The following is a 13,218-nucleotide window of genomic DNA, read 5'->3' as shown; positions in this document are numbered from 1 at the left end:
GCTGCTGCGGGATCCCGCCGACGCCCGTCAGCGGGCCGATCTGCTGATGGCCCTGCGCCGCTCCGGCGAGCTCGAGGCGGTGCAGGCCGTGGTGACCCGGGCGGCCCGTCTGGCCGAGAAGGGTGATCTCGATGGTGCCGTGCTCAGCCCGGCGGGTGTGGTGGAAGCCGAGCTGTTCGAGCAGCCCAGCGAACTGGCCATGCTCCAGGTGCTCGAGCGGCTCGAACCGCTGGCCAGCCCAGCTGCGGAGCCCCACGGGGGGAGGGTTCAGCGCTATGCCGCCCTGGCCTCGGCCCTGGCGGCCAGCGCCTCCACCCTTGCCGCTTTCTTTGACGGCGAGCAGAGCGTGATGGTGATGGCCGAGGATGCAGCGATCCGCCGCAACCGGCTCAACCTGCTGGCCGTGCTGCGCAATCAGGCCTCTGCGCTGGCCGACTTCAGCCGGATCGCTGGCTGAGCCCGTGACAGACGATCAGCCAGCCGTTCCCTCTGCGTGTTCAGTCGCTTGAAGCTCCTGCGAGGTCACTGGCCTGCGAGCGCCGGCTCGCGTTCAGGCGTGGCGGGCGACGAGGCGTCGGCAGGTTCTCTGGAGGCGCTGGTTCCGTTCGTCGTGCNGACCCGGATTCCTCCCTTGATCGTGCTGACCGCGAGCATGGCATTCACCTCGGCGTCGTCGCGAACGGCACTGGGCACGGGCTTGTAGCTGCCCGGCGCCAGGGCGTTGCCGCGCAGCACCGCTCCCAGGGTGAGGAAGGTGAGCTTGAGCTGCTGCCAGGGGTTCATGGCAACGACCCGCTTGTAGAGATAGCTGTCGAAAGTGAGTCGTTGCACATCCTTGTCGTCGCACATCTCGACGAAAGCCTCGCGAGCTGCGTCGTTGCGATAGAAGATGTTCTGCAGAATCTCCAGAACCTTGTAGGTGGCGCCATACTGACGATCCCACTTCTTCAGGTATTTCTTGAGGTCGGCCTCCGTGGGGATCCGCTGGCCACCACGGCTCGCCTCAACGATCTGCTCGGCACACATCCGGCCGCTTTTGGCAGCGAAATAGATGCCCTCGCCTGAACTCTTGGTCACGTAGCCGGCGGCATCGCCAACCAGAGCCATGCGGCCCACCACCCGGCGTGGACGGGGGTGCTCCGGGATCGGGTGGNCTTCGACCTTGATGACTTCGCCGTGGACGAGGCGCTTCTTGGCCCGCTCACGGATGCCCTTCTGCAGACTCTTGATCAGCGACTGATTGTTCTGCATCGTGCCAGTGCCGACGGCCACGTGGTCATACTTGGGAAACACCCAGGCGTAGAAATCCGGCGAAACGTCCGTGCCCACGTACATCTCTGCCAGATCCTCGTAGTAGCTCATCTCCTCCGGGGGGAGTTTGATCCGCTCCTGGAAGGCGATCGCCACGTTGTAGTCGCCAGCGTCCATCGCCTTGGCGACACGGCTGTTGGCTCCATCGGCACCGATGATCAGATCGACCTCGAGCGTCTTGGTGACCCCGGTAGCCTCGCCGCCGCTGTAGTCGGAGTAGGTGATCGCATAGGGCCCCTGCCGATCGACGCCGGTGTCGATTCTGGTCACCAGACCGTTGATCAGATGAGCCCCGAGGTCTGCAGCACGGTTGCGCAGGAAGGAATCCAGCACTTCACGGCGGCACATACCGATGTATTCATCCTGATTGTCGAGGTGAATATCCACCTCGCGGTTGGAGGGGGAGATCATGCGCATGTTGCGCACCTTCCGATCGATGATCTCCTCGGGAATGTCGAACTCGCTCACCATGCAGAGCGGAATGGCGCCTCCGCAGGGCTTGGCATTGTCGAGCTTGCGCTCGAAGATCCAGGTCTCGATGCCTGCCTTCGCCAGGACCTCGGCCGCACAGGATCCGCTTGGGCCTCCGCCCACCACTGCGACACGCAACATCGAGAACCGCTCCGCCGGAAAGGACGTGTGGCAGGAAGCTAACACCGCTGTTCCGCCCGCGGCCGGTCACTCCCGGCTCCCCGCCTAGGATCTTCACGGTGCAGAGTTCGCCGTGGGGGCAAGGCCGTGATCGGTGCGAAGCGAGGCCAGCGCCCAGGCCTCTCCCGATCGCGGACCGTCCGCAGCTCCGCCGACGACATCCCTGAAGCCCGGCGGGTGGTGCCGCTACGGCCATCCCGCCCCACTGGGCTTCGGAGGCTCACCGTGGGCGCAGCGGTGGTTGTGCTGCTGGCAGCGGCCATCGCCGTCATCTTTCCGGGGCCGCTTCGCCGCTGGCTCGCTCCCGCTCCGGTATCTGGGCTGGCGGCCCGGTTGGGTCCCGACGGGCGTCTGCTGGGCCATTTCCCCTATGCGGAGACTCCCCCCNAGACGCTGGTGGCGATTGCGCCGGGNCTACAGCTGCACCGCGACGCCGCCACCGCTCTGCTGGCCATGCAGCGCGCCGCTGCGGCCGATGGCGTTGAGCTGGTGGTGCTGAGCGCCTTCCGCTCGATCGATCTGCAGAAGCAGCTGTTCTTCGATGTCAAGTCGGAGCGTGCCCAGAGTGCCCGTGAGCGCGCCCAGGTCAGTGCACCGCCGGGGTTCTCCGAACACAGCACCGGCTATGCGGTGGATCTGGGGGATGCCATGTCGCCCGCCACCAACCTCGCCGAGGCCTTCGAGACCACGGCGGCTTTCCGCTGGCTGCAGAAGAACGCGCCCCGCTTCCATTTCGAGCTCTCCTTCCCCCGCGGCAATGCCCAGGGTGTGAGCTATGAGCCCTGGCACTGGCGCTTCGAGGGCACATCGGAGGCCCTCAAGGTCTTCGAACCGTCGCAGCGCCTGGCCCGATGAGCGCCGGCGCTCCCCTCATCGACCGGCCCCAGCTGCTGGCCCCAGCCGGGCACTGGCCAGCCCTGAAGGCAGCCGTCGCCAATGGCGCCGACGCGGTTTATTTCGGGGTGGATGCGTTCAATGCGCGCATGCGGGCCGCCAATTTCAGCCGGTCCGAGCTGCCGCGCATCACCGCCTGGCTGCATCGCCGAGGCGTACGGGCCTACCTCACCCTCAATGTGCTCGTGTTTCCGGATGAGCTCAGCCAGGCAGCCGAACTCGTGCTCGAGGCCGCCGCGGCGGGGATCGATGCCCTGATCGTGCAGGACGTCGGTCTGGCGCGTCTGGCCCGGGACCTGGCTCCGCAGTTGCCGGTGCATGCCTCCACCCAGATGACGATCACCAGTGCGGCCGGTGTCGCCCAGGCCGCTGCGCTGGGATGCCGCCAGGTGGTTCTCGCCCGTGAACTGAGCCTGCGTGACCTGGGGCGGATCCAGGCTCAGCTCAGGNCACGGCAACTGACCATGCCCCTGGAGGTGTTCGTGCACGGCGCTCTCTGCGTGGCCTACTCGGGTCAGTGCCTCACCAGCGAGGCCCTGGGCCAGCGAAGCGCCAACCGTGGCGAATGCGCCCAGGCCTGTCGGCTGCCCTACCAGCTGATCGTGGATGGTGAGGAGCGCGAGATGGGCGATCAGCGCTACCTGCTCTCTCCCCAGGACCTCTCCGCCTGGGTGCTGCTGCCGAAGCTGGCCGAACTCGGCATCGCCAGCCTCAAGATCGAGGGGCGGCTCAAGGATGCCGCCTACGTGGCGGCCGTCACGCGGGCCTATCGCCAGGGTCTCGATCAGCTGAGCTGCGGCCGATCCGCAACGCCAGCCCAGGCCTGCCAGGAGGACAGCCGCGATCTGGATCTGGCCTTCTCCCGCGGCCTTGCCACGGGCTGGCTGGAGGGCGTGAACCACCGGCGCCTCGTGCATGGCCGCTGGAGCAAGAAGCGCGGTCGCCTGATCGGTCGCCTCGAGACGATCCAACCTGACGGCTGGTGGCGGCTGCGCTCGGATCGGATGCTCAAGCCGGGCGATGGCCTTGTGCTCGAAGCGCCGGCAGGAGCGCCGCTGGAACCGCCCGCAGAGGTCGGTGGCCGGGTGATGGCGGTGCGGTCGCTTGCCGCCGGTCTGGTGGCGGTGCGCCTCGGCCCCGGCAGGATCAGCGCCCGGGGTCTGGCGGCGGGCAGCCCCTGCTGGCTCACCAGTGATCCGGATCTGGAGCGCCGCTGGCAGCGTCTGGCCCTCGCGCCCACCCCGGAGCGAGAATCCGGGCTCGAACTGCGCGTCCGGGGTCGTGCCGGCGAGCCTCTCGAGCTGGCCGTGCTGGCCGCCGAGGGCCGCACCGACGCCAGGGTGCTGTCCGTGCAGTGCCGCTCCAGCCTGCCCCTCCAGAGGGCCGAAGGGGCAGGCCTCGACAGGCCCCGGCTGGAGGCGAAGCTCGGACGCTCGGCGGCACCGGCTGGCAGTTGCATCGCCTCGAGATCGATCTGCCCGATGGTCTGTTTCTGCCGGTTGCGGAACTGAACCGCCTGCGCCGCGCCCTGGTGGAGCAGCTCGGGCCCCCTCGCAGCGAGGAGGAGACCTCGGCGGATTCCGCCGCCAGTCTGTTGCATGCCATCCCCGGCACCCTCTCCCGTCTGGCACCGGCCGCGCGTCCCGCGCCTCCCCCCGAGGTCCAGCTGCACGTTCTGGTGCGAAGCCTCGCGCAGCTGCGCGCCCTGCGCGACCTCCCGATCGCGGGCGTCATCGCCGAGCTGGATCAGCCCCGGGAGCTGAAGGAGGCGGTGGCGATGGGTCGTGGCTGCTGGCCGGCCGGGGTGCGGCTGGCCGGGGCACGCATCACCCGCCCCGACGAAGCCTGGAGCCTGGATCCACTGCTGCAGGCGCGACCCGATGGCTACCTGGTGCGCAACGCCGATCAGCTCGAGCGGCTCTCCGGCCTGGCGCCCTGCGTCGGCGATTTCAGTCTCAACGTGGCAAATCCGCTCAGCGCCGCCTGGTTCCTCGACCGCTGGGGCCTGGAGCGGGTCACCGCCAGCTACGACCTCGACCTGCAGCAGCTGCTCGCCCTGGCGGCCGGCCTGCCCTCCGCGGCTCTGGAGGTCACGGTGCACCAGCACATGCCGCTCTTCCACATGGAGCACTGCCTCTTCTGCGCCTTCCTTTGCTCGGGGCACGACCACACCGACTGCGGCCGCCCCTGCGAGCGCCACACGGTGCTGCTGCGGGATCGCAGCGGCTGCGATCACCCCCTGCGTGCCGACCTCGGTTGCCGCAACACCCTCTACAACGCTCGCGCCCAGACGGCTGCCGAGGCCCTGCCGCAGCTGCTGGCGGCGGGGGTGCGTCACCTGCGCCTGGAACTGCTGGAGGAGAGCGGCGATCAGGCCCGACAGCGGGTGCTGGCCTATCTCGACACTGTGGCGGGGCGGATCAGCGGCCGAGACCTGTGGCGCAGCGAACAGTTCGAGAGCCGGCTGGGGGTGACGCGGGGCAGCCTGCAGACGAGTGGGCGGCGTGCCGTATCATCAGGATCTGGTTGAGACCCTTCTCGCTGTCCGGCTTGTCTGTGTGCGGTCGTCACCCGATCAGCCGGATCCGGACTGTTGGCGATGTGTCAGGGGTTTGCCGCAATGCGCTTCCGTTCGGAGGCGGTGTGCCGCAATCCGCCACCAGCCGGACAGACGTTTCAGAGCCTTTTCCCCATGACCGGCACCCATCCCGGCACGCCGATCCGCAATATCGCGATCATCGCTCACGTTGACCACGGCAAGACCACCCTGGTGGACGCGCTGCTGGCCCAGTCGGGCATCTTCCGCGACAACGAGGCGGTGCCCACCTGCGTGCTCGACTCCAACGACCTCGAGCGCGAGCGGGNCATCACGATCCTCTCCAAGAACACCGCCGTCGACTACGACGCATCCGCATCAACATCGTGGATACGCCGGGCCACGCCGACTTCGGCGGCGAGGTTGAGCGCGTGCTCGGCATGGTGGATGGCTGTCTGCTGATCGTGGATGCCAATGAGGGTCCGATGCCGCAGACGCGCTTCGTGCTCAAGAAGGCTCTCGAGAAGGGCCTTCGCCCGATCGTCTTCGTCAACAAGATCGACCGTGCCCGCGTCGATCCGGAGATCGCCGTCGACAAGGTGCTCGATCTGTTCCTGGAGCTCGGCGCNGACGACGATCAGTGCGATTTCCCTTATCTCTTCGGCAGCGGCATGGGTGGTTACGCCAAGCCGGACATGGCCACCGAGAGCGACACGATGCGGCCGCTCTTCGATGCCATCCTGCGCCATGTGCCGCCGCCGGTGGGGGATCCAGCCAAGCCCCTGCAGCTGCAGGTGACCACGCTCGACTACAGCGATTTTCTCGGCCGGATCATGATCGGCCGCATCCACAACGGCACGATCAAGGCCGGTCAGCCCGCCGCCCTGATCCGCGATGACGGCACCATCAAGCGCGGCCGCATCAGCAAGCTGCTGGGCTTCCAGGGCCTGCAGCGGGTTGAGATCGAGCAGGCCAGCGCCGGCGATCTGGTGGCCGTGGCCGGCTTCGATGAAGTGAACATCGGCGAGACAATCGCCTGCCCCGACAACCCCGAGGCCCTGCCTCTGATCAAGGTGGACGAACCCACCCTGCAGATGACCTTCGTTGTGAACGATTCGCCATTCGCCGGCAAGGAGGGCAAGTTCGTCACCAGCCGCCAGGTGCGCGACCGTCTCCAGAAGGAGCTGCTCACCAACGTGGCCNTGCGGNTCGACGACACCGACTCTCCCGATCGCTGGTCGGTGAGTGGCCGTGGTGAGCTTCACCTTGGCATCCTCATCGAGACGATGCGGCGCGAGGGGTATGAGTTCCAGGTGAGTCAGCCGCAGGTGATCTTCCGCACCATCGACGGCACCCCCCATGAACCCTTCGAAACCCTGGTGCTCGATGTGCCGGAGGAATCGGTCGGGGCCTGCATCGAGAAACTCGGCATCCGCAAGGCCGAGATGCAGAACATGGAGAACACCAACGATGGCCGCACCCAGCTCGAATTCGTGGTGCCGTCGCGCGGTCTGATCGGCTTCCGCGGTGAGTTCATCCGGGCCACCCGTGGCGAAGGGATCATGAGCCACTCCTTCCTCGATTACCGACCNATGCAGGGGNACTTCGACGCCCGCCGCAACGGCGTGCTGATCGCCTTCGAGGAGGGCACCGCCACCTTTTATGCCCTCAAGAACGCCGAGGATCGCGGCCAGTTCTTCATCAGCCCCGGCACCAAGGTCTACAAGGGCATGATCGTGGGTGAGCACAACCGACCCCAGGACCTGGAGATCAACGTCTGCAAGACCAAGCAGCTCACCAACATGCGCTCTGCTGGGGCCGAGGAGCTCGACACGCTGCAGGCTCCGCTGCAGATGACCCTGGAGCGCGCTCTGGAGTACATCGGCCCCGACGAGATGCTCGAGGTCACTCCCGAATCGATCCGCTTGCGCAAGCTGCCGGTCCGCAAGCCTGCCAAGCGCTGAACGGCGCCATGCCGGCCTGCCCAGATCCTGAGGACGCCCTGCTGATGGAGGACCCACGCTTCGGGGAGGCCGTGAGGCTGTTCAACGCCGGCGCNTGGTACGAGGCCCACGACGGTTTCGAGGAGCTCTGGCACGAGACGGCGGGTCCCCATCGCACGGTGTTGCAGGGGATCCTGCAGCTGGCCGTGGCTCAGCTGCACCTGGAGCGAGGCAACCGCCGCGGGGCCACGATTCTCACCGGTGAGGGCCTGGGCCGTCTGGAGCGTGCTCCAGCGCTCGTCCTCGGGCTCGACCTGGAGGGATTGCGACGCGACGGACGTGTCTGGCTGCGGGCTCTGCAGAGCGACGAGCCGGCAGAACGGTTGCGGGATCAGCTTCCCGTGCTGGTTCTCAGACCGATCGGTGGTGCTCTGTAGATTCGTTCGGAGACCTGCCCATGGCGATTTGTCTGCGCTCCGTTCGCTCCTCGCCGATGCCCTGGTCCGGGCACTTCAGCCCNTGGCCGCCCTGCTGCTGATCGGCAGCGTCGCTCCTCCGGCGGTTCAATCGCAACCGTCACAGACGCCCTCCACCCCTGCCGTCGTGACGCCCACCACCGGCCTGGTGACGATCGAGTCCGACCGCCAGATCGCTGACAACAGCACCGGCGTGGTCACCGCGATCGGCAACGTGCGCATTCTTTACCCCGATCGCAAGGTGGTGGCCACCGCGCGACAGGCCCAGTATTTCAGCCGCGAGGGCAGGGTGGTGCTCAGCGGCGACGTGGATGTGGTTCAGGCCGATGGCCACAGCGTCAGAGCCGAGCAGCTGGTCTACCTCGTCGACCTTGAACGGATCGAGGCGGTCCCTGCTCCGGGTGAACAGGTGTTCGCTCAGTACAACCTCGATGCCCCGCCTCCCAGCTCGGGGGAGCCTCGATGAGCCTGGAGCTCAACAGCGTCGTGCTCGCCCTCGGTGGGCGGGTGCTGGTGGATCACGTGTCGCTGACCCTCAGTCCCGGCGAGGTGGTCGGGCTTCTGGGCCCCAATGGGGCCGGCAAGACCACCACATTCGGCCTGGTCACGGGCCTGCTGCGTCCCGATCAGGNCTCTGTTCTGCTCGACGGGCGCGACATCCGCAGCCTCTCGATGCCGCGACGGGCCAGGCTCGGCCTGGGTTATCTGCCTCAGGAGGCGAGCGTGTTCCGGCAACTCACGGTGCGCGATAACCTCGCCTTAGCGCTCCAGGTCAGCGGCACGCCGGTTGACCAGCGTCGCCGGCGACTCGAGGCCTTGATCGAGGAGTTCCACCTCACAGAATTCCAGTGGCGCAGGGGGTTCCAGCTCTCCGGCGGCGAACGCCGCCGCACTGAGGTCGCCCGCGCCCTGGCTGTCGGTCTTGACGGTCCACGCTATCTGCTGCTCGATGAGCCCTTCGCCGGGGTGGATCCGATCGCGGTCTCCGACCTGCAGCAGCTGATCGAACAGCTCCGCGAGCGCGGCATGGGACTGCTGATCACCGACCACAACGTGCGGGAGACCCTGGCGATCACCGACCGGGCCTACATCCTTTCGGAGGGAGCGATTCTGGCTTCAGGCGACTCCCGGCAGGTGGCCGATGACCCCCTGGTGCGGCGTCATTACCTTGGCGAGGGGTTCCGGCTGTGAACCGCTTTGGAGTCCTGGTGCGTCCTTTGAAACGGCTCTGGCGCATTCTGCCCCTGCTCGATCGCCTGCTGCTGGGTGAACTGATCGGACCGCTGCTCTTCGGGATCGGGTCCTTCACGGCCGTTTCCGTGTCAGTCGGAGCGGTGTTCGAGCTGGTGCGACGCGTTGCCGAATCTGGCCTGCCGCTCGATGTGGCAGCACAGGTGCTCGTTCTGCAGCTGCCGAGCTTCCTTGTGCTTTCATTTCCGATGGCCACCCTGATGGCCACCCTGCTCACCTACGGCAAGCTTTCGAGCAACAGCGAACTCACGGCCCTGCGCAGCGTGGGCGTGCCGACCTGGCGCATGGTGATCCCAGCCGTGTCTCTGGCGCTGGCGATGACCCTGATCACCTTCACATTCAATGAAGCAGTTGTGCCTCAGACCCTGACCGCATCCAAGGCCATGCTGAACCGGGCCATCGGTCGCGCCGTTGCAGGCGAGGAGCGGCGGGATGTGCAGTTCTCTAATTTTGGGGACATCGAGCGGCCCGATGGTTCCAGCAGAAGGGCCCTGACGCAATATTTCTATGCCCAGAAGTTCGAGGATGGAGAGATGAAGCGTGTCACCATCNTTGATCTCTCACGACCCAACCAACGTTTCCTGCTCACGGCTGAGCGCGGCCGCTGGAGCGAGCGGGACCGCCAGTGGGAATTTCTGGACGGCAAGGTGTTTGTCGTGCCAGAGGATCAGGATTCCCCAACCACGATCGCGGAATTTCAGCGCTATCTCTATCCTCTCGGTGTTGAGGTGATCGAAAGGGCGAAGCTTCCGAAGGATTCAAACTCGCTCACGATCGGCCAGGCCCGCACCGCCGAGCGCTTGATGCGTGAAGCAGGTGATGAGAAGGGCGCCCGCAAGATGCGCGTGCGAATCCAGGAGAAATTTGCCTTTCCGGCGGTCTGCCTGGTGTTCGGGATGATCGGCAGCAGCATCGGCGTGAGACCCCACTCCCGCCAGAGCCGCAGCCAGGGCTTCGGGGTGAGCGTGGTGCTGATCTTCTCTTACTACGTGGTCGCGTTTGTGTTCAGTTCCCTCGGCGTGAAGGGTGTGCTGCCGCCCTATGTCACGGCCTGGACGCCAGTGCTGCTCGGCCTCGGCGCCGGAGGCCTGCTGCTGCGCCAGGCCAGCCGCTGAGCACTCCGGTTGCAGCCCTCCCCAGAACGGTCCGGCGTCAGGTCAGACTTGTCGCCAGGTTCGGTTCCCTCTGTGCCAGATCTCCTCAGCGATCCCGTCACCGGCCTTGGCCTGGCGGCCTTCGCCCTGCTCCTGGCGGTGCTGCCACTCGCCTTCTGGAGCCTCAGCGGTCAGCGCAGCAGCACAGCCGTGCGCCTGCTGATCGCTGCCGCCAACCTCTGCCTCACCGCCCAGCTGGTGCTGCGCTGGTGGCAGTCGGGCCACTTCCCAATCAGCAATCTCTACGAGTCGCTCTGCTTTCTGGCCTGGGGCGCCACGCTTACTCAGCTGCTGGTTGAGCGGGCCTGGCCCTCGCCGCTGGTACCCGCGTCGGTCACGCCCGTGGCGCTGGGCTGTGTGGCCTTCGCCAGCTTCGTCCTGCCGGATCGCCTCCAGGAGGCNTCCCCGCTGGTGCCGGCCCTCCGCTCGAGCTGGCTTGTGATGCACGTCAGCGTGATCATGTTGAGCTATGCAGCGCTGCTGGTCGGATCGCTCCTCTCTGTGGCAGTGCTTCTGGTGGATCGTGGCAACGCTCTGGAGCTGCGCAGCAGCTCGATCGGCAGTGGTGGGTTCCGTCAGGCCCAGTTGGCCAGTGACGGACCTGGGGCCATGGCTGCACCTCTTCGGCTCAGCAGTGCCCCGATGCCTGTATCCGAGCAGCTCGATTCGCTCAGCTATCGCACCATCACGGTGGGCTTCCTGCTCCTCTCGGTCGGCCTGGTCAGCGGTGCCGTGTGGGCCAACGAGGCCTGGGGCAGTTGGTGGAGCTGGGATCCCAAGGAGACCTGGGCGCTGATCTGCTGGCTCGTCTATGCCGCCTACCTGCACACCCGCCTGATCCGCGGTTGGCAGGGACGACGGCCTGCCCTGGTGGCCGCTGCCGGTCTGCTGGTGATCGCCGTCTGCTACATCGGGGTCAACCTGCTGGGCATCGGTCTGCACAGCTACGGCTGGTTCTTCGGAGACTGACACCCCGACCGCCGCAGAGGGCATCCTGCGCTGGGACAGGTTCCAGCACCCCCGCGGAGGAGAGGTGCTGGATGTTGGCGATCCCGGTCCCCGTGCCCCGCGGCGGGTGACCAGCTCAGACCAGGGCGGGTTCCGGCCGGCGGCTGTTGCGGATCCCTTGGATGGCGCCGGCGTAGCTGGGCTGGTTGAACACGCCCGAGCCACTCACGATGGCGTTGGCTCCGGCTTCGATCACCTTCCAGGCGTTCTGCTCCTTGATGCCGCCGTCCACCTCGATCCAGGGATCCAGACCCTTCTCGTCGCACATCCGCCGCAGGTCCCGAATCTTCTGAACCTGGTTCTCGATGAAGCTCTGACCCCCGAAACCGGGATTCACGCTCATGATCAGCACCAGATCGCACAGCTCCAGGCAGTACTCGAGCGTGTCGAGTGGGGTGCTGGGGTTCAGCACGGCACCGGCCTGCTTGCCGAGATCCTTGATCTGGGCGAGGTTCCTGTGCAGGTGCGGACACGCCTCCACCTGCACCGAGATGATGTCGGCACCGGCCCGTGCGAAATCCGGCACGTATTTCTCGGGCTCCACGATCATCAGGTGAACGTCGAGCGGTTTGGCCGTGACCGGGCGCAGCGCCTCCACGATCAGGGGGCCGATGGTGATGTTGGGGACGAAGCGCCCGTCCATCACATCCACGTGGATCCAGTCGGCACCGGCTTCGTCGACGGCACGCACCTCCTCACCGAGGCGTGCGAAGTCGGCCGAGAGGATCGAAGGCGATATCACCAGGGGTTTGGTGCTCATGCGGACTCCACCGGACTGAGGGATGTCGGATTGTAGGGAGTGGCGTCGGAGCTCTCCAGACCAGCGCTGATACAGTGACCCGGCTTGAAGCCTGAGAGGCACCGCTGCTGGAGGTCGCAAACGAACGGAACCGGGTGGTCCAGGTCATGCCGCCCGGGTTCCGTCGACCGCTGCTCCACGCCGCCCCCGCCCTTCCCGCCGAAGCTCCCTTGCCCTCTGCCGGACTGCTGTGGATCGCTCCCTGATTCAGGAAATTCTCGAGGTGGTCGAACAGGCCGCCATCGCCTCGGCCAAGCTCACCGGCATGGGCCTCAAGAACGAGGCTGATGCAGCGGCCGTCGAAGCCATGCGGCTGCGGATGGGCACCATCCCCATGCAGGGCCGCATCGTGATCGGTGAGGGTGAGCGCGACGAAGCCCCCATGCTCTACATTGGTGAGGAGGTCGGCAGCGGCACCGGTCCCGGCGTTGACTTCGCCGTCGATCCCTGCGAGGGCACCAACCTGTGCGCCAACAGTCAGCGCGGGTCGATGGCCGTGCTGGCCGCCTCCGACCGTGGTGGCCTGTTCAACGCCCCTGACTTCTACATGAAGAAGCTCGCCGCGCCCCCGGCGGCCAAGGGCAAGGTGGACATCCGCAAGTCGGCCACCGAGAACATCGAGATCCTCAGCCAGTGCCTCGGCATGCCCAAGAGCGATCTGGTGATCGTGGTGATGGATCGCGCCCGCCACAAGGACCTGATCGCCGAAATCCGAGCCACCGGCGCTCGCGTGCAGCCGATCTCCGACGGTGATGTGCAGGCCGCCATCGCTGCCGGTTTCGCCGGCACGGGTACCCACTGCCTGATGGGTATCGGCGCCGCCCCCGAGGGCGTCATCTCCGCCGCAGCGCTGCGGGCTCTGGGAGGGCACTTCCAGGGCCAGCTCGTCTACGACCCGGCCGTGGCCCAGACGAAGGAGTGGGAGGGCCTCACCCGCGAGGGCAACCTGGCCCGCCTGGCTGAGATGGGCATCAGCGATCCCGACAAGGTTTACGAGGCCGAGGAACTCGCTTCCGGTGAGAACGTGGTCTTCGCGGCCAGCGGCATTACCGATGGCCTCCTGTTCGACGGTGTCAAATTCGAGAAGGACTGCATCCGTACCAGCTCGCTGGTGATCAGCACCCTCGACAACACCGCCCGTTTCACCACCACGGTCCATATCAAGCCCGGTGCCCAGAGCATCGCGCTGCGCTGA

At 66.6% G+C, this 13,218-nt stretch carries 10 protein-coding genes and 2 pseudogenes; 10 read left to right on the top strand and 2 right to left on the bottom strand.

Translation table 11 applies throughout. From position 1 onward, the window contains the following. Nucleotides 1-457 (top strand): DALR anticodon-binding domain-containing protein (locus SYNGFB01_RS01855; protein WP_048016683.1); only part of this gene is annotated, 457 nt, incomplete at its 5' end. Between the two features lie 65 nt (nucleotides 458-522). On the opposite strand, the gene chlP is transcribed toward SYNGFB01_RS01855, so the two are convergent. Continuing rightward, nucleotides 523-1,923: a geranylgeranyl reductase gene (gene chlP / locus SYNGFB01_RS01850; protein WP_048016682.1), complete on the bottom strand. Its 1,401-nt coding sequence runs from the start codon at nucleotides 1,921-1,923 to the stop codon at nucleotides 523-525. Between the two features lie 264 nt (nucleotides 1,924-2,187). Between chlP and SYNGFB01_RS01845 the strand changes: the two genes are divergently transcribed. From SYNGFB01_RS01845 to ccsB, 8 genes and pseudogenes are all read left to right on the top strand, one after another. Next, nucleotides 2,188-2,817: a D-alanyl-D-alanine carboxypeptidase family protein gene (locus SYNGFB01_RS01845; RefSeq protein WP_369795449.1), complete on the top strand. Its 630-nt coding sequence runs from the start codon at nucleotides 2,188-2,190 to the stop codon at nucleotides 2,815-2,817. Further along, nucleotides 2,814-5,386, top strand: a pseudogene (locus SYNGFB01_RS01840) (U32 family peptidase). The gene SYNGFB01_RS01845 and the pseudogene SYNGFB01_RS01840 overlap by 4 nt, the downstream one beginning before the upstream one ends. A gap of 162 nt (nucleotides 5,387-5,548) precedes the next feature. After that, nucleotides 5,549-7,356, top strand: a pseudogene (gene typA, locus SYNGFB01_RS01835) (translational GTPase TypA). A gap of 8 nt (nucleotides 7,357-7,364) precedes the next feature. Further along, a complete protein-coding gene (locus SYNGFB01_RS01830; RefSeq protein WP_048016681.1) occupies nucleotides 7,365-7,772 on the top strand; it encodes a DUF309 domain-containing protein in 408 nt (135 codons plus the stop codon). A 166-nt stretch (nucleotides 7,773-7,938) separates the two neighbouring features. Next, the gene (locus SYNGFB01_RS01825) at nucleotides 7,939-8,277 is read left to right on the top strand and encodes a hypothetical protein (RefSeq protein WP_369795448.1); all 339 of its coding nucleotides are present in this window, start codon (nucleotides 7,939-7,941) and stop codon (nucleotides 8,275-8,277) included. After that, a complete protein-coding gene (gene lptB / locus SYNGFB01_RS01820; protein ID WP_048016679.1) occupies nucleotides 8,274-9,002 on the top strand; it encodes an LPS export ABC transporter ATP-binding protein in 729 nt (242 codons plus the stop codon). The genes SYNGFB01_RS01825 and lptB overlap by 4 nt, the downstream gene beginning before the upstream one ends. A 17-nt stretch (nucleotides 9,003-9,019) precedes the next feature. Further along, nucleotides 9,020-10,177, top strand: a complete 1,158-nt coding sequence (locus SYNGFB01_RS01815; RefSeq protein ID WP_235299856.1) for an LptF/LptG family permease — start codon at nucleotides 9,020-9,022, stop codon at nucleotides 10,175-10,177. A gap of 72 nt (nucleotides 10,178-10,249) precedes the next feature. Beyond that, on the top strand, nucleotides 10,250-11,185 hold the full coding sequence (gene ccsB, locus SYNGFB01_RS01810) for a c-type cytochrome biogenesis protein CcsB (RefSeq protein WP_048016678.1): 936 nt from the start codon (nucleotides 10,250-10,252) through the stop codon (nucleotides 11,183-11,185). Between the two features lie 115 nt (nucleotides 11,186-11,300). Here ccsB and rpe read toward each other — a convergent pair whose 3' ends face one another. Beyond that, a complete protein-coding gene (gene rpe / locus SYNGFB01_RS01805) occupies nucleotides 11,301-11,984 on the bottom strand; it encodes a ribulose-phosphate 3-epimerase (RefSeq protein WP_048016677.1) in 684 nt (227 codons plus the stop codon). 229 nt (nucleotides 11,985-12,213) lie between these two features. Here rpe and glpX point away from each other — a divergent pair, with 229 nt between their 5' ends. Then, nucleotides 12,214-13,218: a class II fructose-bisphosphatase gene (glpX, locus tag SYNGFB01_RS01800; protein WP_048016676.1), complete on the top strand. Its 1,005-nt coding sequence runs from the start codon at nucleotides 12,214-12,216 to the stop codon at nucleotides 13,216-13,218.

It is taken from the genome of Synechococcus sp. GFB01 (genome assembly GCF_001039265.1).
GTDB lineage: Bacteria > Cyanobacteriota > Cyanobacteriia > PCC-6307 > Cyanobiaceae > NIES-981.
Note: the sequence above shows the minus strand (reverse complement) of the source record. Positions and strands in the feature narration are given on the sequence as shown.